The sequence below is a fragment of the Rothia sp. HMSC069D01 genome, assembly GCF_001810135.1.
Lineage (GTDB): Bacteria > Actinomycetota > Actinomycetes > Actinomycetales > Micrococcaceae > Rothia.
Genome location: NZ_KV800108.1, coordinates 346,359 through 365,829, shown reverse-complemented (window position 1 = coordinate 365,829; position 19,471 = coordinate 346,359). Strand labels below are relative to the sequence as shown.

The following is a 19,471-nucleotide window of genomic DNA, read 5'->3' as shown; positions in this document are numbered from 1 at the left end:
CCCCCGCCGCATCCTCAGCTTGGTGTAGGGATCCTACTTGAACTGGTCCTTCAGGCGGGAGAAGAGACCACCGCGGTGCTTGACCTGCGAACCTTCGGTGAGGGATTCACCGCGCAGGGAAGCGAACTGGCGCAGCAGTTCACGCTGTTCTTCGGTCATGTCGGTGGGGGTGACCACCTGGATACGCACCAGCAGGTCGCCGCGACGCTCGGTGCCGAGCACGGTTGCGCCCAGGCCGTTGAGGGTGATCACGTCGCCGCTCTGAGTGCCTGCGGGGATTGCAACTTCCTGGTCGCCGTCGAAGGTATTCAGCGGGATGGTGGTGCCCAGTGCCGCCGCGACCATGGGGATGTTCACGGTGGTGACCAGGTTGTCGCCCTCGCGGCTGAAGTACTTGTCACGCTTGACGTTCAGGTCAATGTACAGGTCGCCGTTGGGGCCACCGTACAGGCCTGCCTCGCCCTTGCCGCGCAGGCGGATACGCGCCTGGTCGTGCACACCGGCGGGAACGTTGAAGGTCAGCGGCACGTCTTCACGTACGCGGCCCTGACCGTGGCATTCAGGGCAGGGGGTCTTGATGACGGTGCCGTAGCCGTGGCAGTCGGGGCATTCGACCTGCTGCATGACGGTACCGAGGATGGACTGCACACGGCGCTGCATGAAACCGTGACCGGAGCAGGTGGTGCAGGTTTCGGGCTGGGTGCCCTCTGCGGTGCCTTCACCGTTACAGGATTTGCAGGTCACGGCGGAGCGACGCTCAATGGTCTTCTCAACACCGAACACGGCGTCCTGCAGGCTGATGGAGACGGTAATCAGGTCGTCCTGGCCCTGACGCATGCGGGATGCGGGGCCGCGGGCACCTGCCGCGCCGCCGGTGAACATGTTCAGCAGGTCCTCGAAACCGCCGAAGCCGCTGAATCCGCCGCCCGGGTAGCCGCCGCCTCCGGGGTAGCCTGCGCGGCCCTGTTCGTCGCCGGTGGTGTCATAGTTGCGGCGCTTTTCGGGGTCGGAGAGCACCTCGTAGGCGAGGGTGACGCGCTTAAACTCTTCGGCTGCGTCCTCGGAGGGGTTCACGTCGGGGTGCAGCTGGCGTGCCTTCTTTCGGTACGCCTTCTTGATCTCTTCAGCGCTGGCGTCGTTCGATACGCCGAGAGTATCGTAGTGGCTCATGCGTTTCCTTCCTCTCGAGACGATGGCGGTGCTCGATGAGTGCACCGCCAACAATGGTCGTATCAATTCTAGGGGATACTACCCCCGACCCGATACAATGGCTAGGCTGAATGGAGGTCGCTCCCGCTATCCGCTTAATCTGCGGTGCGCCCCGAACCCCGTTTTAGTTCCCCGCCGGTTCCGTCTCACGGCTCCGTCTGATTGTTCTGTCTTATGGTTCCGGCGCTATCACCGCCCTGACTGGCTCTGCTGCCCCTACCGCCCCAAAGGAGAATACGTTGAGTACCCACCACTCCCCCTACGGCTGGGGTGCCCAGGATCTAAACGCCGCCCGCATGAGCCGCCAGGCGCCGGCCCCGCGTAAAGTACCGCTGCGCCGCGGCCTGCTGATTGAGGATATTAACGGCTGGGTGGGTGAGGTCGTGAAGGCTGAGCGCATCGGCGGTGCTCTGTTCTTCGGACTCGAGGACGCGAAGGGTCGCGTGAAGAACTTCCCGTTGGGTCCGGGCTACCTGATTGAGGGTGAGCCCGTTGAGATTGTCGCCCCGGTGGCGGCGAAGGAGCCGAAGCGCACGATTTCTCGCTCCGGTTCTATTGCGGTGAAGAACGCCCCGGCTAAGGTGGCGCGCGCCTCCCGCATCTGGGTTGAGGGCCTGCACGACGCCGAGCTGGTGGAGAAGGTCTGGGGTCACGATCTGCGTGTTGAGGGCATTGTCGTGGAGCCGCTGCACGGCGTGGATGACCTTGCCGGTGCCATTCGTGAGTTCGCGCCGGGCCCGGGCCGCCGCCTGGGTATTCTGGTTGACCACCTCATCGAGGGTACGAAAGAGCAGCGTATCGTTGCGGAGGCGCTTGCCGTGCCGGGCGCCGCCGGGCACGTGAAGATTGTGGGCCACCCGTTCATTGATATTTGGCAGGCGGTCAAGCCCTCAGTGCTGGGTTTGAAGGCGTGGCCGCAGGTGCCGCGCGGTGAGGACTTCAAGAAGGGCACGCTACGTCGTCTGGGTCAGCCGCACGAAACGCAGGCGGATGTGGCGCAGGCGTGGAAGCATATTCTCTCCCGCGTTGACTCCTACGCTGACCTGGATCCGACGCTGCTCGGCCCGGTCGAATCGCTCATTGATTTTCTCACCGAGCCGGGTGCCTAGCCGCACCCGAGACCCGCTATTGCGCCCCCGTATGCGGGCGCAGGTGTGAATTTGCTCAGAACCTTTCCCTCCAGGGCATTATCCTGTGGGTTTTACCCGCTAAAGCGGTACAATAGTTGAGCGTGTGGCATTGCCCCTGTGGGTTTATGTTGCACCATCACTACACTCTAGGTCACCACCGCTCAAACGATTCACCTCTTCGGAGGGCAGATCCACCGGCTTAGGTGACCACCACAAGAAACTTCTATCGAACCAGGATTTTCGTGACTAACGATGTTCGCCCGGCAACCGGGCCTCAGAAAACCCGTAAGATTAGCGTGATTCAGGACCGCAACCGTGCGACTCTCGCGCATTTCGGCGGTATTCTCGGCATCATCCCTTCCGCTGCGGTTTTCTACGTCAGCCGCAATAACGCACCCTTCGCTGAGCAGGAAGCTCGCGAGGCGATGAACTTCACCCTCCTGCCCTCCATTGCTCTGGTGACGCTGTGGGTACTGTCCTTCCTGCCCGGCATGGGCAACACTGCCATGGTTCTGGGCGCGCTCGTGTGGCTGTTCATGGCGGTTGCATCTGTCCGAGCCGGTATTGAGGTGAACCGCGGTGAGCCGTACAGCTACCGCATTAACCCGCGCCTGCTGGACCGCTTCTACTCCACCGAGAACGCAGAATCCGCAGAATCCTAAGAACTGCCGGTCCTAAACCGCGCTGTCTCAGAACCGCGCTGATAGCTTTTACGATGAACGCCCCGCACGTTGTGTGTGGGGCGTTCTACGTTTAAGTACTGCTGTTCTAAAGGCTACTGACGGAGGCGTTACCTTCGGTGGGATTGTGCCTGCTAGTTCTGCGCATGGAGGGCTTGCAGGTTCTTCTGTCGGGGCTTTTCTTCCCGACTTTTCTTCCGGGCTTTTCTTCCGAGCTTCTCTTTTAGGGCTTCTTTGCCTAGTGCGCGTGAATTGCCGCAAACTCTACCGAATGGTGCTATAGATAATCATTGTTAAACGATCGTGGGCCCCTGTTACCAGGAGCCCACAACCGTATTCACTCAACTTCAGCAAAGACGAGAACACGCTGTTAGACATATACCGTCCTGCCATGACCTATTATGGCACAGCGTAACCTTCAACCACAACTTGAAATTGGGTGTTTTGGAAAATTTTTTCTCGGGAAAGTAATCGAAAAATACGCACCCTAAAAGCGGCATGAAGGAGTGGAAAATTCTTTCGGCTAGTCCAGCACAAATGCAAACAATTAGCACGCCAATGTAAGGTTTGGCGCTCCCCTAAAGTACCCCCAAACAGCCCCGAAAAATTTTTTAAAAGTTTTTTAAGACCCGCAAAAACACCCCGAAATCACCGAAATATTACGGCAATACCGGGGTGCACGCCATTCGCAGGTAGCGTCAGAGAAAAGCATCAAGTGGAGCTGCGACAGACCAGAACCGGAACGCCGCCCCGATTGAAAAGCCCCTTGTCAGACCAATGCTTCTTAGTGTTCCTCGTGCTCGTCAGAGACCTCCGGGAGCAGCTCACGGGTCACAGCGTCGCCCAGAAGTCGCCCCTTGAGGGTCAGTCGCACGTGAGCTTTAGGGTCAGGTTCAGCTTGAGAATTCAAAGCATCAGGCTCAATCAGAGCTTGTGAAACTAGCCAGCGCAACGAGGCGCCCAGCTGCGCCTCATCGTGCACCGCGAGCAGCTCGCGCATCGCCAAACCCTCACGCACACGGATCATGAGCATAATCGTCTCAAAAGCACGGGTGGCGGTGTCCAGCACCTCACGTGCCGCCGCAGGGGACTCCCCCGCACGCACCTTCTGCGCGTACGGCACCGGGTGCTTCACGTTCCACCAGCGGGTACCGTTCACGTGCGAGTGCGCGCCAGGACCGATGCCCCACCAGTCCTGGTTGCGCCAGTAGGCGAGGTTGTGGTCGCTGCGGGTGTCCTCGCTACGCGAGTAGTTGGAGACCTCGTACCAGTTGTAGCCGGCTTCGGTGAGTAGCTCCTCGGCGAGCAGGTACATGTCCGCCATGAGGTCTTCGTCGGGCATGGTGTATTCGCCGCGGCGGATCTGCGCGGCGAGCTTGGTGCCGTCCTCCACGATCAGCGAGTACGCGGAAATGTGGTCGGGCTCGTAGGAGATTGCGGCGCGAACGCTGCGCTCCCACTGGTGCAGGGTCTCCCCCGGCGAACCGTAGATGAGGTCCACGGATACCTGCAGGCCGACCTCTTTAGCCCAGGCGACGACCTTCGGCACGTTCGACGGCGTGTGGGTGCGGTCGAGTACCTGTAGCACCTCGGGGACAACGGACTGCATGCCGAAGGATACGCGGGTGAAGCCACCGTCCTTGAGGGTTTGCAGGTCTTCGCGGGTGACGGAGTCGGGGTTCGCTTCGGTGGTGACTTCTGCGCCTTCGACGAGGCCGAATACGTCGATGGCTGCGTGCAGGATGCGTACGAGGTCGCGGGCGGGTAGTTTGGTGGGGGTGCCGCCTCCGAAGAAGACGGTGTGCATGGGGCGTTTTGCGACGCCGGAGGCTTCGAGGGTGCGGGCGGCGAAGAGGATTTCTGCGATGGCGTCGTCGGCGTAGGTGCCGAGGCCGATGCCGTCGCCGAAGTCTTCGGTGGCGTAGGTGTTGAAGTCGCAGTAGCCGCAGCGTACGGAGCAGAAGGGGATGTGTACGTAGAGGCTGAAGTCGCGGGTTTCGCATCCTGCCGCGCTGGTGGCGGGGATGCGCCCGTCGCGGGGTGCGGGGGCGCCGGTGGGCTGGGCGGGCATTCTGCCTCCTGGAACTAGATGTAGAGGTCGGGGGGATCAAATATGGGCACCGCGCATGCGGCTACGCGGGTGGCATCAACAGGCGACGTATCAACGGGCAGTGTATCAACAGACAGCGTGCAGAGAACCCGGCGGTACACGAGGCACCAGCCGGGTTCTCCACAATCAACAGGTCAGCACACAGCCGGAAAAGCTACAGCAGCGAAAGGCTACTTCTTCTTTTCCTTCTCCTCGCTCGAAGACAGTGCCGCAATGAAGGCTTCCTGAGGAACCTCCACACGACCAACCATCTTCATGCGCTTCTTGCCTTCCTTCTGCTTCTCCAGCAGCTTACGCTTACGCGAAATATCGCCACCGTAACACTTCGAAAGAACATCCTTACGCATCGCGCGAATATTCTCGCGGGCAATAATACGCGAACCGATAGCCGCCTGAATCGGCACCTCAAACTGCTGGCGAGGAATCAGCTCACGCAGCTTAGAAGTCATCATCAGACCGTACGAGTACGCCTTATCGCGGTGAGTAATGGCGCTGAACGCATCCACCTTCTCACCCTGCAGCAGGATGTCGACCTTCACCAGGTCAGCCTCTTCCTCACCGTCGAACTTCCAGTCCAGCGAGGCGTAACCGCGGGTACGGGACTTCAACTGATCGAAGAAGTCGAACACGATCTCTGCCAGGGGCAGGCGGTAACGCATCTCCACACGATCCTCGGACAGGTAATCCATGCCGCCGATTTGGCCGCGGCGAGCCTGGCACAGCTCCATAATCGCGCCAATGTACTCGCTCGGGGCAATAATCGTACACGCCACCATGGGCTCGCGAATCGTCGCGACCTTACCCTCGGGGAATTCGCTCGGGTTGGTCACGCGCTTAGCGTTGCCGGCTTCGTCCACCACGTCGTAAATAACGTTCGGCGCGGTCGAAATCAGGTCCAGGTTGAACTCGCGTTCCAGGCGCTCACGCACAATCTCCAGGTGCAGCAGACCCAGGAAGCCACAGCGGAAACCGAAGCCCAGAGCGGCAGAAGTTTCCGGCTCGTAAATCAGCGCGGCGTCGTTAAGCTTCAGCTTATCCAGCGCGTCACGCAGCGCCGGGTAGTCCGAACCATCAATCGGGAACAGGCCAGAGAACACCATCGGCTTGGGGTCCTCGTAACCGCCCAGGGACTCCTGTGCAGGCTTCGCGGCGGAGGTGACGGTATCACCCACACGGGACTGACGGACGTCCTTCACACCGGTAATGAGGTAACCTACCTCGCCCACGCCCAGACCCTTCGACGGGACAGGTTCAGGGGAAATCACGCCGATTTCGAGCAGGTCATGCTCAGCGCCGGTGGACATCATCTTAATCTTCTGACGCGGCTGCAAGCTACCGTCCACAACACGCACATAGGTGACCACGCCGCGGTACGAGTCGTACACCGAGTCAAAAATCATGGCACGCGCCGGGGCGGATGCGTCACCCTGCGGGGCGGGAATCGCCTCCACAATACGGTCCAGCAGAGCCTCAACACCCTCACCGGTCTTACCCGATACGCGCAGAACCTCGTCCGGCTCGCAACCAATCAGGTTCGCCAGCTCCTCAGCGTACTTATCGGGCTGAGCCGCGGGAAGGTCAATCTTGTTCAGCACCGGGATGATGGTCAGATCGTTCTCCATCGCCAGGTACAGGTTCGCCAGGGTCTGAGCCTCAATACCCTGGGCGGCATCCACGAGCAGAAGCGCACCCTCACACGCAGCCAGGGAGCGGGACACCTCATAGGTGAAGTCCACGTGGCCGGGGGTGTCAATCATGTTCAGCGCGTAGGAGGTGCCGTCAACATCCCAGGGCATGCGCACAGCCTGGGACTTAATGGTGATACCGCGTTCACGCTCAATGTCCATGCGGTCCAGGTACTGCGCCTTCATATCGCGCGGGGCAACCACGCCGGTGGCCTGCAGCATACGGTCTGCGAGGGTGGACTTACCGTGGTCAATGTGGGCGATAATGCAGAAGTTGCGAATAATCGCGGGGTCGGTCGCCGCCGGAACGGGCGGGTTCTTCGACATGGGTGCCAATCACATCATCCTTTCGAGATGCTGGCTGCGGGTATGGGCATAGTTACCTATCATTTTCCCATACCCGCGCCATATGTGCGAACGGACCTAACGTTCCGAAGAATCCTCCGCGGAATCCGCACCATCATCGGCAGGGTTTACGCCCTCGGAGGCGCCGCTGAGGGAATCAAGGTAGCCCTCAATATCCTCGGCAATCACCTCACCGGAGACAGTGCGCAGAGTCGAATCCATCTTCTGCTCAATCTCACGCACCAGCTCAACCTTCTCGTAGTCCTTCGCCATTTCTTCGGCGAGCTCCGCCTCCCACTCATCAGCGTGGGTGCGCAGGCGGTCGTACTCCTCCGACTCGACCTTAATGCCGAGGATGACCTCCAGGGCCTCGATCAGGCTCACGACCGCGCGCGGGTTCTGCTGGTCAAAGCTCAGATACCCCGGGATGCTCATACGCAGCATGACAGAGGAGGACAGGCCGTGCTCGGCGGCGAGCGCAGACATCGCCATCGTCACCGAGGTAGAACCGGTGAAATACTCATGCAGAATACCGGGGATTGCCGCCAGCTTCTCGTCGTGAGTGGTCAGCGTGTACGGGTACGGGCGGGTGTGCGCCACCTCATCCTCGAAGGTCTCAACGAAGATCGCGTGGTCCACGTGGAGCTTCTTCACGTACTTGAAGAAGCGGGTCATGAACCGCCGCAGGCACAGGCTGGGAGCGGGGCCGGTCACCACGAGCAGGCGCAGGCGACGCTCCGGGATAGTGACCATGTTGTAGAACATCTTGGGCCACACCAGGACCGTGGAATCGGAGTCGTCGCTGTTCTGCAGCTGCGGGGCAACGGAACCATAGTCGTAGAAGTCGTCCATGTCGAAGCCGGGGCTCTCGTCGCACGGGTCGAACGCGCGGTGAATCACGTCGAGGGCGTCCTCACCGTTGCCCGGGGGTTCCTTCGCGGAGTTGAAGCCGACCAGCATGACGGTCGTGTAGTTGTCCTCCTCGGAGGATTCGCCCAGGCCCAGCTTGCCGAGCAGGCCCTTCTTCGCGGACTGTTCTGTGGAGGCGGGCTTGGCGAAAGCGTCAAAGAGTCGGGCAGGCGGGAAGTTCGGCTGGCTCATCGTTGTCCTTAGCTCGTGGTCGGTGGTTGTGTGGTGGGTGGTGTTGTAAAAAATATGTTCTATATTCGGTTATGCCGCCCAAAACCCCGGACGGAAAGGGAAACTATGTTAGAAAGGCAGAAGCGCCAAATCGTATGGAGTGCCAGCATAAACATCCGGCAACTCACCATTAGCTACCTTCTCACGATACAAGCTGGTTACTTCGCTATAGTTGAAGGGGAATTCCTTAGCTTCGTTCCTACGCTTAATCTCTGCCAGACACCACTCATATTCGGCACCGGGGCGCGAAGCCGGAGCATTAAAAGAACGCCCATTCAACTCAGCACGCATCCACCCCTCCGGAGTATTTACATCAAGCAGGGGCTTCGTAAAATCGAACGGAGCACGCCAATACTCAGGGTCTTCACGATAATCGTAAGCTTTTTCTGTGGTCTCGTTACTCATGGGGAATCTCCTGGTAATGTGCAACGCCGCTTAGGGCGCTCGTGGTAGGCACAGGCGGTGTGCGGTACCGCCGATAGTTCCCACTATACGGGCTCTTCCGCGACCCGCAAGCGGTTTCGTCACAGGGCGGGCGGTGCCGCTGCGTACAGTGGAAAACTCAAAATGGGTACACAAAAGCCCCTCACACGTACACCGTGCACAGGGCTTCTAATGATATAAATCTAACGCTCTAGGAGGTCTAGATGAGCCTCATAGTCGAACTCTTCAGTAGCGTAAGTCCACATACTCTCTACCAAATCATCAGGCATAAATTCATGATCCGCCAGCACCGCAACATCATACGGAAAAGTAACCTTTTGCTTCACAAAATCACCAATAACGCTAGCAAGAGCCAACTCCCACTCACCCGCATTATCAAATTCTTCGACAAAAGGTCGTGTCCGCTCCTCCAGGGCACGGGTTCGCATAACAGCGGATAGAATCTTAGCTTTTTCCCAATCCAACATAGTCTTCAGCTTCTTTATTCTCAATCGGATAAAAGTTCCGTACAGTGGAAAACTCAAAAATGGGTACATAAAAGCCCCTCACACGCACACCGTGCACAGGGCTTCTGCCTACACAAAATTACAGGGTACCTTCCGCCTTACGACGACGATACTCCAACGCTAAATAGCTACTGCTCTTCTCCTCGTTAGAGTATTTGGGATCATCAAGCCGGCGCCTAAACTCTTCCTTTACCCATTCCCGTTCCGCACCGGGCTTTGGAATCACAAATCCAGGGTTATCCGCCTGCGCTCTTTCCCAATCCTCCATGGTTAGGGTTCTCTTTAAAGGACGCAACACACCCCAGAATAACGGGCGTTCTTTAATGGATACAGACTTCATTTTATCTTCTTCTTGAGGTATTTCAGATAAATAACAGGGTTATCTTCTTTCCCTAATCCTATCACCTCTAAATTACCCTCCCCCTCCACAAGCAAAACCTCTTGTCTATCTAAAGGCCTGGGTTTTTGGGGATAAGAACCTCACCAGCTGCGGTGCGCTCATCATACTCGTGTGCGATAGTACGCATTGGGACATGCGACCCCCGCTGAAAACGCTCCTCAAGAACCCATTGGCGTTTCATGGCTTCAGCCTTATTAGCTGGTACCGGCGGCGTAATCTTAGTTACGCAGAAGGTGATAGGGTCGCTCAGCGTCGGAGGGATTTTTTCAGGTTCCATGCGAGTATTCTAGCCTAGCTTCTTACTGAGTTCTGTTGGCATGGTACACAGTACCGCATCTTTAGGGTTCCTTCTGGGCATAGCAAAAGGCACCCCGCGCTTAGCAGGATGCCTTTCACAAAAGTTATGAGGAGTTAGCCAGTGACGCCCCCGAACGGTCCTCTAGACCGAAGCATAAAGCCGCGGCCGCCCAAGCATTATTGCCACACCAAGAAGTGAGGCTCAGGGTTTCAGAGGGGTCGTTTAACTCCTTGACCCCAAGTATACACGAAAAAGAAACCCCCTGCGTTCCCCTTAGAGGAGGGGGAACACAGGGGGTCTCTGCCCTTAAACCAGAGAGGTACTCACGTACCCCGCAAGTTTTAGAAAGCCTTGTTTACCAAAGGTGGCTAGTTCCTTGATATTCCGCGGAACTCAAGGGGTAAAACCATACCTAGTCGCTATTTACTCACCACTTTCAACAGAGCCGCCAGGCTCCGCAGAGGCATCGTCGGCAGCGTCTTCATACATGCCAGGGTCGGTGTTGAAGAAGGCCAGGATGTTCGGCAAAATCGCAGTTACAACACCGGCAACTACCGCCGCCTGGTCACTCGTCCAGATGCCGAAGGCAACCAGCACTGCAGAAAGTGACGGGCCGAGCGCATACGACACCTTGCGGAGGGCCGCATACTGGCGGCGAGATAGGTTACGCATTATCAATCTCCTTGCCCAGCTCATCTACAGCGTTCTGCAGCTTCTCCCACGACGCACGCAGAGCCGAGACCTCTTCCTTGTCCAGCGGCGCAGGGACGCCCTCGATGCCACGCTCGACCTTGCCCTCCTTGATTGCGTTGACGCGGTCGATGAGGCGGTCGAGCTGGTCGTACCAGCGACCGGGGCAAGCCGTGTTGAAGAAGTCCTTATGGCCGTGCACATAGAAGGACTTCCCGTAGTAGGTTTCGATATCGGCGATTACCTGGGCGACAGTTTCGAAGTCTTCGTTGCTCATCTCGGGGCGGCACTCGATGCCAATCGAGCGCTGGTTTGCCGCCCAATTGCCTGCATGCCAGGCGATGTCCTTGAATTCGACAAGCTGGGCGCAGCGGCCTGACTCCACCACAAAATGGGCGGAGGTGCCGGGGCCGCCGGCAAAGAACTCACAGACCTTCTCGAAACGCTGGTTGTCATCACCCCAGTGATGGATAACGATGGTATCGATGTCGTCGATGGTGCGGCTTGCCTCGGTGAACGAAGTGGCGTTGTACTCGGTGATGTCGGTGTACTGCACAATGTCTCCTTAATTGATGGTGTTGTTGTTGATTTCCAGCTTCACAGCCACGCCCATGTCGGTGGCGCGGTGAGGGGTTGGGATGTCCACGGTCATGTTTGAGGTGCCGCTGATGTCGTGTGCCCACTTCTCGATGGCGAAGCCGTAGCGGGGGTTCTTGCCCTTGTACTCTGCCTGCGCGATATTCGAGCTCAGGATGAGGTGGTGTGCCCAGTTCGTGACGAAGAAATCCGCAGCCTCTGCGGGCTTGGCTTCACCGCTGACGCAGTCGTGCCAAGAACTGGAGGCGCTGCGGCACCCGGTGACCTGCGAGGAATGGCCGACGATGACCACGCCGTGCCCACCGTTCTCCTGGGCAGTACACGCGGTGAGGATATTACGGCCACCACGGATGAAATATCCGGCACCAGCGGCGGTGAAGCGGTGCATATTAGAGGTGTCCCAGATGCCGCCAGGTCGCCCCTCTGCCCCGTGAATCGAGCGGCGGTTGTACCAGGACTTGCAACCAATCAGAGTGGTATTGGTCGCGTAAACCTCGAAGCCAGCATTAGTGCCGCCAGCAATATTCGCACCCGATACATCGACAGCGTCGAGGATATTGTCCGCCGCACCAATCTCACGGCGACCAGCCGTCACAGAGGTGATGTGCTCCGGCGACTTGCCAATCACCACGCCAGGACCCAGCGTGCGACGGACACGGACATTCCGCAACTGGCAACCCTGGTCGTCCAGACCCAGCACAGCCACACCGAACGCAACATCCCAGATGAGGACATTCTCGATACGGTGGGCACCGTCCGGCTCCGGCGGGTTATCACCCAGCTCAGTGTTCAGGAGGATGCCACCAATATTCGGGTGCATACCATCCTGGCCAGGGCGCGGGGTCGCCGACGAAACATGCGACGGGCGAGCATGCGAGCTCTTGATCCAGAGGTCGGAGACGCCCATCAGCAGATTGTCCTTGCCAACACGCGGGGTGAACCAGGTGCCCGCGTGGATAATCGCCGTCTTCTGCTCCGCCCCTGCGCCAGTGTCCGCAAAGATGATGGTCGACTCGCGACCAGCACCCTGCAGGTGAACGCCGCCCAGCAGCTCAATGAACGGCGCGGACACCTTATAACTGCCAGCAGGCAGGTGGACGGTGCCTCCGCCAGCCTCATGGACACGGCGGATAGCCTGGTTAATTGCGGCAGTCGAATCCGCTGCACCGGTCGGATCAGCACCCGCCGCAACAACATCCACCGTGCGGTGCTTTGCCGGCGACTGCTTCTGAACCTCCACAGCCTCCGGTACCTGTTCAACAACTTCGACGAGATACCTCATCGTTACTCCTTTTAATTAAGGAGAGGCAGACACCCCAATCACGGGGTATCTGCCTCTCCACCAAATATATGCCGTATAGCGCGGCAACTTTGAACCCTGCTCGGGCAGTTTGGAAGCCCCAGGTGGGCTAATCCTCCCTTCGTGCACCCCGTGCTTCGATGGCAGTAATCCTGTCCTCACTGGCATCATGGCGCTTGCGCGCATGCCGCATCTCATCCCGCAGCCCACCAATATCTTTCCGAAAATCGGCGTGCTCGACGCGAGCTGTAGCGAAATCCTCGGCGATGGTATCCAGATGCTTCAGCACGTTCAGCAGGGTGGTGTTCGTCTCGCCCTGCATCTGTGTCAGCGTTTCACTCACCTGCTCCACCTGCGCGATAACCTTATCCAGGTCATCGCGCAGGTTCGTCTCATGGCTGTTGTTGGTCTGCTCCTTGATGGAGCGCACCTTGGAGTTCAGACGCTCCCATTGCGGGGCACCCCACTTAAGCCAAACAATCAGCAGCGAGAAGAGCACAGCTCCGACTGAGACTACGGCTTGGACGATGCCGTCCAGCACCGGGTGCCCGAGGCTGGGAATCTCAGGCAACATCACCGCGCCTACTCTCCAGTGGTGGTTTCTTCGGTGTTGGGGGCCTTGAAGAGAACACCGATAGCGTGCATGATGTACTCATCCGTCACGCGAGCGGGGTCCGCACCGGGAGAAGCGAGCGCGGCGCGCTTGGCATCCAGCTCGGCCTGCGCCGCATCCAGTGCTGCCACGGCCTTAGCATGCTCAGCGACGGCGTAGGCGTGTTCGTCTGCGATGGTATTGCTGGAGCCTGCCCCGGTGGGCAGGGAGACGAGCAGTCCGATGTTTGCCTCCACGGAGTACAGGGCGTTGGGGATGCGCTGGCGCTGGGCGGCCTGCCGGGCGCGCTTGAGTAGATCGGCGTCCTGGGAGGCTGCGAGTTCCTGTGCGATAGTGGCCATAACGGTTATTGTCCTTTCTAGATGAAGATTTTTTGGTGGTCCTGTGCCGGGTTTACTCCAGGGGGGTGCCCGGCAGGGTGGACGGGAATGGGTCGGAGGATGGGTAGAGGAGCAGCCCGCACCGCAGGTGGGTGCGGTTTCCTGGGGAAAGGTCGAGGTTTCCGCGGCGCCAGGTGATACGACTGTCATCATTCTTTGCGTGAAGAGCGAGGACGCCTCGGGACTCTCCTGAGTCTGTGACAACGGGGACTACCACAGCCTGGGGGGATTTCCACCCGTCCGGTACTCCCAAGGAGAGACGAATCTTTTCGGCGGCGTCCTTATATCGCCAATCGGAGATGTCGGTGCGGTCGAGGGCGGTGAAGGTATCCCATTTGCCGCCACGCACGGTGATGATGCACCAATCTCCGATACGGCGGTAGCAGATGTACCCCTCGGCGAGGGCGGGGGAATCTACGCGCCGCCAGCCAGTATCACGCGGGGCTGCCTCGGAGGAGAGGCGCCGCACAAGCTCGGAGGCTTCCGCATCCAACCCACCAGGGTCGCCCTTGGGGCCTCGCTCGCCGGGGTCTCCCTTCTCACCCTTCGGACCCTGCTCGCCACGTTCACCACGTGGACCGGGAGGGCCGTCCCGACCGTCACGGCCCGGGGCGCCATCTGTACCGTCCTTGCCGGGTTCCCCGGGGTCTCCCTTCTCACCCTTCGGACCCTGCTCGCCACGCTTTCCCTGCTCCCCGAGGATATTCGTCCAGTGAGCCTCCCCGGTCGGAGCATGGGTGAGACCACGATGCGCCAAATCGATAGTTTCATTGGCGGCCACTTCCAGGAAACCGGGCGGGAACGGTACCGGATTACCGCGCTCGTCACGCAGCGAGCCAGTCACCTTATACGCCCAGGTTGACGGCTCCATGCCCTCGCCGGGAGCCAGCAGCAGAATGCCCTCCGCGCCACCATGAGGTTCTTCGCGAAGCACACCGTCCACCAGGTACGCGGTGCGAGCACCAGGGACATATACGGTCGCCTGGTCGGTGGCGTAGCTGGTCGGTGTGAAGGTTACGGTTCCGGTCGCGGGTACCTGGGTTCCGTACTTTTGCTGGTGGGTCCTGAATCGCCCTGTGATGTGGGCGTACTCTGCCATGATTGCCTCCTTATACGGATTTCTTGTGCTGGGGGTAGAAGGTTGCCACGTATGTCTCGAAAACAGTGTCACCTTCTGCCCAGGCGTTTTGTAGTGCCCAGAGCCAGGGGCTGGGCGGTTCGTTGTAGGGGTTTTCTACAGGTTCGCCGGCGGCGTTAAAGAACGTGTCGTCAGTCAGGTAGATTGCGCGGACATTCAAAGTGGATGCCTTGCGTAGGCATCGGATTGCCTGCTCGGGGTCCTTGACGTCGTGGATGCAGTGCCAGAACCGCCAGGTAGGGACCCCCTCGTATTCGCCGCGATTGTATTCGCCGTGGGTGCCGTTCCAGTTAGGTTCCATGCCGTCGCCCAGGTAGCGGGCGGCTGCCTGCTCATAGGTCATCAGCACATCGGCGGTCTGCACAAATTCCGCAGTGGTGTTTGTGCCAGGGTTGCCGATGACGATCTTGTCGGGGTAGAGCGTCTTGAGCTTCTGATAGACCGGCACAAGCTTCTTCCAGTAGCCGTCCTGGTCACCCCAGCCGTTGGGGTACTCATCGAGGAAGAAGCCATCCACCTCATACCAATCCAGGTGATTCTTGCATTCCGCGAGAATCTCTTCAACCGGGCGGTCACCCCAGGTAGTTCGTACGTAGCCGAGCAGGTACAAGCCCTTTTGTCGGATGAGCTTTGCCTGTCGTACCCAGTCGTCCGATTTGGAATCACCAGAGCCGGATGAAATGTTCAGCACAGCCAGCTCAGAGGTGCCAGCTGCCTGCATGATGCCATCCCATTTCGAGGGCTTGGGCGGGTTCGAGAGAGGGTCCCACCAGTCTGCCCACCAGTACGAGGGCGACCAGATGGCGCGCTTGCGCGATTGGAGGAACTTCGGGAAGAACGCCGCGGGCTTTTCTTTGACTACTACGGTGGTAGTATTCCCGCCCGGAGTTGCCGGGTCGGGCTTTGGCGGGTTCGGAGGTACCGGCTGGGTGGGGTCTACGGTACCGGTCTCTGAGGGGCTATAGGGAGAGCCAGACAGGCGGGTATCTGCCAGGTTGACACGCATGCCCGCGGACAGGTGCAAGAACCCCGCAGTGAACGGCACACGGACGTTATCGGCATCGCGCAGGGTCGCGGTGACCTTGTACGACACGGTGCCTTCATCAGGGACGAGCAGGTCCGTAGGAGGTAGTACGCCCGCGATGAGCTTGACCTTGACGGGCTTTAGCCCCAGGGTGTGGTCGTAGCGGGTTGGTGTGAAAGTGTATGTGCCGGAGGCGATACCCTTAGAAGTCATATCGCCCACTACATGTGCAAAACCCATAGGTTACTGCGCCTCACCGTTCGAGAAATGTTCTGCAGCCTCATCGATACTCATCACGTGAGCTTCGGGTGCTGCAGGCTGGTCGAGAGGCTCGGCGCTAATGGTCATCTGTTCCTCAGAGGGTGCGAGCGCGATCAGTCCGAGGCGTACCTGCGCGTCCAGCAGCTGGGAGCGGAGTTTGGAGTTGTCCTCTTCGAGGTAGAGGATTTTTGCGGTGAGCTGGTCGGTAGTTAGCGGCTCCATCCTGTCCTTTCGTTAGGTGTTGCGGTTGTAGGGTATGAAGGTGACATGGACCCAGATGTTTTCGATTCTGTGCCCGTAGGGGTTGCGGACGACCAGTTCGGTTCGTTCTCCGTTGATGGGCTCTACGCCGATGACGGGCGGCCAGGAGATGTTTCCGGCAGGCATGGCGACTACGGTTCGCTTGAATCCGAGATCCACATGGCTGATGGGGTAGCGTTGCCCGCCGTATGCGTCGAATGCGAAAGGACCCATTTCTAGGTGTGTCATGGTGTCGGTTCGCACCATGAAGCCGGTGAGGCGCATGTTGTGTCGGATTCGGATGGACTCTTCCACGTTGAGACCACCATTGGAGTCGATGGTTACTCCTCGTGCTTCACCCAGGCGCTGGGAGGGTTTGAGGAGCACAAGGCGGATTGCGCCCTGGTCGGATGTGTAGATTACGCCACGGTGGGCGTTATCTTGATCGTCGCGGGGTCGCATCTCAATGAAAGAGTCGCGGAAACCAGTGATGGGGTGGGGCTCTGTGGCGTAGATCTGCACGCCGGCTTTACCGTCACCACCGGTGGAGAATTTTCCGCGGATATAGTGGTCTTTGCCGGTGGCTTTGATGTGTGCGGTGATGTTGCCGGTGGAGTCGTATGCGATGATGCCGTCGTCGCTGAGCTTGACACCCTGTCGCTCCTGGGTGGAGGTTTGAATCAGGCCGCCAGCAATCATTTCCGCAGCCAGTTCACGAGTTTTAATTTTCTTGGTGACCAGTTCTGGGGTGACGATGTTCTCGATGACGGTCAGATTGTTGAGGATTGCTTCCTCGGTGACTACAAGCTTTTTTGTTTCGGTGGACATGGAGCGCACGATGTTTGCAGCCAATTCGCCGGTAACGTTGAGCTGTCGGGTGTCGATGGTGCCGGGGACGATGAGGTTCCTGCCGTCAATCCATGGGGTTTTCGACTGCACCAGGCGCTTCTGTACGTTGGTGGCGATAGCTTCTGTATCTACGTTGGCGCCTGCTGCCTCTGCTTCCTGGATGCGTCGTTCGGCTTCTTCCAGGCGGGTCTCGGTGGCTTCCAGGTTAGCGCGGGAGGCTTGTACGACCTTCACCGCGTTCTCCATGCGAGTGTCGAACGCTGCGAGGGTGTCCCCGTCCCAGCGTAGGGAGTCGCCCGCACTGGTTACGAAGGTGACGCCCTCCCCAGCCGATGCCACCTTATTGCCGAAAGGAACGGAGGAGGGCGTGCGCAGCTTGGTTACCAGCTGTCGGAGGGTGTCTTTGCCGTCTGGTCGCTGGTCAATGAATCCGACCATGCGGGTCTCCTTTCTACCATTGGGCTTCCTGAAAATCGATGGTGACCGTAGCGTCCAGGTTGCCGGAGAGCTTGATAATACGCATATCCCTGGTGCCGTCCGGGATAGAGAGCCAGTTCCGCAGCGTAACGGTGGCAATATCCCCCACGAAGAAAGAGCCAAGCGGGGTCTTCTGCGAGTTCGCAGGGAAATCAAGGGTGACCTGGTCGACCATTGCAGAGCGGGACGCGAGCGCGCCTTGGGCCTTGATGCGCAGGATTGTTTCATCTGTTTGGTCGCGGTCGTTTATGACTCCTTCGATGTATGGGAGCCCGTCGCGAATTGCGTTGGGGTTTTCGGCGTAGGCGAATGCGATTCCTTCGCCTTCCCCTGCCCCGGTGCACCAGACACGATGGAGGATATCTTTTGCGCTTGAGGTGACTTTTACGCTGATAATCTCGCCGCCGGTAGCTGTGGTATCGAAGTCAGGTGTCCAGGCTTGGGCGATGTATGGGTAGTCTTCGGTGCCGTGGACAAATTCCCACCGAATATATGTGTGGGTGTCGTCTGTCCATTTGGGACGCAGCATGATGTCTGGGCCGTTGATGACTTCGGAGAGTTCTTTCCAGCGTTTGCCGATGAAGTTGTTAGAGAGGTTCCATGCCTCGTAGGTGCGTTGGCGCTGTCCGGTGACGGTGCTTCGGGTGCCGTGGGTGATGGGTAAGCGGCCAGCGGGGCGGTCCATTCCGTGTTCGCAGAGTGCCCAGGCGATGTCACCGAGGGTGGAGCTGGTGTATTCGAGGGTTGCCCAAATGGTGCGGCGCTCGAAAATTTCACGGATACCAGCAAACTTCAGCTCAAGGGTGTGTTGTTCTTCTGCACCCCAGTCAGTGAGGACACCGGCAAAGATGGGGTATTCGATTCCGTCGGGTGCGGTGTGGGTTAGCAGGGCGCCGCCAGAGAGGGGCGTGTAGAAGCGCGGCTGTACGGCCGACAGGTCGCTCTTGCGTACAGTGAAGCTGAAATCTTCGGTGTCGTTGAGCGTGATAGACCAGGAGCCGCCGCCTGCTACCTCTACGGGTGAGCCGACGGCACCGGATACTGGGTCTAGCCAGTAGACGCGGTATCCGGTGCGTGTCGTTTTGCTCATGGTTTACTCCTTCGCTACGCCCATATCGACCACTGCGAGCTGGTCGCCTGCAGCGTTGTCGCGGACCATCCACCAAGGGTGTCCCCACTGGTGGCGGACCTTGTAGTAGATGCGGTGCACTCCAGCTTTGACGGTCCAGATACGGGCGAAATCCTCGGTGTCAAAGACGTTGCTGTATCCGCGCTCTCGGGAGAGGATCTTCTTATCGTCCAGCCAGATTTCATAGGTGACTGAGCCGACGTCCTCTCTGCGTGCTGAGGCGTTATTTCCGCCGCCCACCGCGTTGGAGACGGAGGAGGAGAGGCGGATATCGATGTTCCTATCGGTTGGCACGTAGAAGGTGCCCTCCCCGCGCCTGTATTCGCCCCCGTTGACAGCAGAACGGTCCACATACCAGGAATGGTGCAGCAGGCCCAGCAAGCCACCCACAGGGCGGGAATAGACGATATTGCCCGCCTCGGGCGCTGCGCTGGTGGAGGTCATACCCGCTCGAATCTCACGCTTGGAGAGCATGACCGCGTTCGAGGGCACCGAGGAGCCGATACCGACGGTCGCGTGGATATTGCCGCCATCCTGCAAAGTGTTCTGCTTGACATACACGTACTCGGTGCGGGTACCGGTCGCAGGTGCGGGCTGGGTAGTCAGCTCCTGGGCCAGCACCGGAACACGCACCGCACGCCCCGGAGAGAGATGGATGACCACAGCCCCACCGGCGACCTTGTACTTCATGGTGGACGTACCGGTTACCTCACAGCCGGAGATAACACCAGCCTCCGGGTACTCTGCTGCGGTGATGGTCTGAATATCCTCGGGGGTGGTGCCATTACCCACCATGTCGTTAGGGATGCCGAAACCAGTGGCCATA

Annotated in this window: 20 protein-coding genes; 2 read left to right on the top strand and 18 right to left on the bottom strand. The window is 59.1% G+C overall.

Translation table 11 applies throughout. The annotated features are described in order from the left end of the window. Positions 1-33 precede the first annotated feature (33 nt). Positions 34-1,170, bottom strand: coding sequence for a molecular chaperone DnaJ (dnaJ, locus tag HMPREF2710_RS05985; protein ID WP_070600106.1), 1,137 nt, complete (start codon positions 1,168-1,170; stop codon positions 34-36). Between the two features lie 278 nt (positions 1,171-1,448). Here dnaJ and HMPREF2710_RS05980 point away from each other — a divergent pair, with 278 nt between their 5' ends. Beyond that, a complete protein-coding gene (locus HMPREF2710_RS05980) occupies positions 1,449-2,318 on the top strand; it encodes a DUF3097 domain-containing protein (RefSeq protein WP_070600105.1) in 870 nt (289 codons plus the stop codon). A 263-nt stretch (positions 2,319-2,581) separates the two neighbouring features. Then, complete coding sequence (locus tag HMPREF2710_RS05975; protein ID WP_070600102.1) at positions 2,582-3,001, top strand: DUF4870 domain-containing protein; 420 nt, start codon at positions 2,582-2,584, stop codon at positions 2,999-3,001. Positions 3,002-3,803: 802 nt separating this feature from the next. On the opposite strand, the gene hemW is transcribed toward HMPREF2710_RS05975, so the two are convergent. From hemW to HMPREF2710_RS05885, 17 genes are all read right to left on the bottom strand, one after another. Beyond that, complete coding sequence (gene hemW, locus HMPREF2710_RS05970) at positions 3,804-5,090, bottom strand: radical SAM family heme chaperone HemW (RefSeq protein ID WP_070600100.1); 1,287 nt, start codon at positions 5,088-5,090, stop codon at positions 3,804-3,806. Positions 5,091-5,299: 209 nt separating this feature from the next. Then, positions 5,300-7,141, bottom strand: a complete 1,842-nt coding sequence (lepA, locus tag HMPREF2710_RS05965; RefSeq protein WP_371260001.1) for a translation elongation factor 4 — start codon at positions 7,139-7,141, stop codon at positions 5,300-5,302. Between the two features lie 96 nt (positions 7,142-7,237). Continuing rightward, a complete protein-coding gene (locus HMPREF2710_RS05960) occupies positions 7,238-8,260 on the bottom strand; it encodes a PAC2 family protein (protein WP_070600098.1) in 1,023 nt (340 codons plus the stop codon). Between the two features lie 108 nt (positions 8,261-8,368). Continuing rightward, on the bottom strand, positions 8,369-8,704 hold the full coding sequence (locus HMPREF2710_RS05955) for a hypothetical protein (RefSeq protein ID WP_070600096.1): 336 nt from the start codon (positions 8,702-8,704) through the stop codon (positions 8,369-8,371). 221 nt (positions 8,705-8,925) lie between these two features. Next, positions 8,926-9,210, bottom strand: a complete 285-nt coding sequence (locus tag HMPREF2710_RS05950) for a hypothetical protein (protein WP_049353062.1) — start codon at positions 9,208-9,210, stop codon at positions 8,926-8,928. A gap of 118 nt (positions 9,211-9,328) precedes the next feature. Beyond that, complete coding sequence (locus HMPREF2710_RS05945; RefSeq protein ID WP_049353061.1) at positions 9,329-9,589, bottom strand: hypothetical protein; 261 nt, start codon at positions 9,587-9,589, stop codon at positions 9,329-9,331. A 781-nt stretch (positions 9,590-10,370) separates the two neighbouring features. Next, a complete protein-coding gene (locus tag HMPREF2710_RS05935; RefSeq protein WP_070600092.1) occupies positions 10,371-10,619 on the bottom strand; it encodes a hypothetical protein in 249 nt (82 codons plus the stop codon). Then, complete coding sequence (locus tag HMPREF2710_RS05930; RefSeq protein ID WP_070600090.1) at positions 10,612-11,193, bottom strand: peptidoglycan recognition protein family protein; 582 nt, start codon at positions 11,191-11,193, stop codon at positions 10,612-10,614. Before HMPREF2710_RS05930 ends, HMPREF2710_RS05935 begins: the two co-directional genes overlap by 8 nt. Before the next feature lie 9 nt (positions 11,194-11,202). Next, on the bottom strand, positions 11,203-12,516 hold the full coding sequence (locus HMPREF2710_RS05925; protein WP_070600088.1) for a right-handed parallel beta-helix repeat-containing protein: 1,314 nt from the start codon (positions 12,514-12,516) through the stop codon (positions 11,203-11,205). Between the two features lie 127 nt (positions 12,517-12,643). Continuing rightward, complete coding sequence (locus HMPREF2710_RS05920) at positions 12,644-13,108, bottom strand: DUF2746 domain-containing protein (RefSeq protein WP_070600085.1); 465 nt, start codon at positions 13,106-13,108, stop codon at positions 12,644-12,646. Positions 13,109-13,116: 8 nt separating this feature from the next. Beyond that, positions 13,117-13,488, bottom strand: coding sequence for a hypothetical protein (locus tag HMPREF2710_RS05915; protein ID WP_070600083.1), 372 nt, complete (start codon positions 13,486-13,488; stop codon positions 13,117-13,119). A 52-nt stretch (positions 13,489-13,540) separates the two neighbouring features. Then, positions 13,541-14,626, bottom strand: coding sequence for a collagen-like protein (locus HMPREF2710_RS05910; RefSeq protein WP_070600081.1), 1,086 nt, complete (start codon positions 14,624-14,626; stop codon positions 13,541-13,543). A gap of 10 nt (positions 14,627-14,636) precedes the next feature. Next, positions 14,637-15,929 carry a spherulation-specific family 4 protein gene (locus HMPREF2710_RS05905; RefSeq protein ID WP_070600079.1) on the bottom strand — a complete coding sequence of 431 codons (1,293 nt, stop codon included), beginning with the start codon at positions 15,927-15,929 and terminating at the stop codon, positions 14,637-14,639. 3 nt (positions 15,930-15,932) lie between these two features. Further along, entirely contained in the window at positions 15,933-16,172 is a 240-nt protein-coding gene (locus HMPREF2710_RS05900) for a hypothetical protein (protein WP_070600077.1), read from the bottom strand. Positions 16,173-16,184: 12 nt separating this feature from the next. After that, positions 16,185-17,477, bottom strand: coding sequence for a hypothetical protein (locus HMPREF2710_RS05895; protein WP_070600076.1), 1,293 nt, complete (start codon positions 17,475-17,477; stop codon positions 16,185-16,187). A gap of 13 nt (positions 17,478-17,490) precedes the next feature. Then, positions 17,491-18,606 (bottom strand): hypothetical protein, encoded by a 1,116-nt coding sequence (locus tag HMPREF2710_RS05890; RefSeq protein ID WP_070600074.1) that lies wholly within the window; start codon positions 18,604-18,606, stop codon positions 17,491-17,493. A 3-nt stretch (positions 18,607-18,609) separates the two neighbouring features. Beyond that, positions 18,610-19,470 (bottom strand): hypothetical protein, encoded by an 861-nt coding sequence (locus tag HMPREF2710_RS05885; RefSeq protein WP_070600072.1) that lies wholly within the window; start codon positions 19,468-19,470, stop codon positions 18,610-18,612. Between the last annotated feature and the right edge of the window lies 1 nt (position 19,471).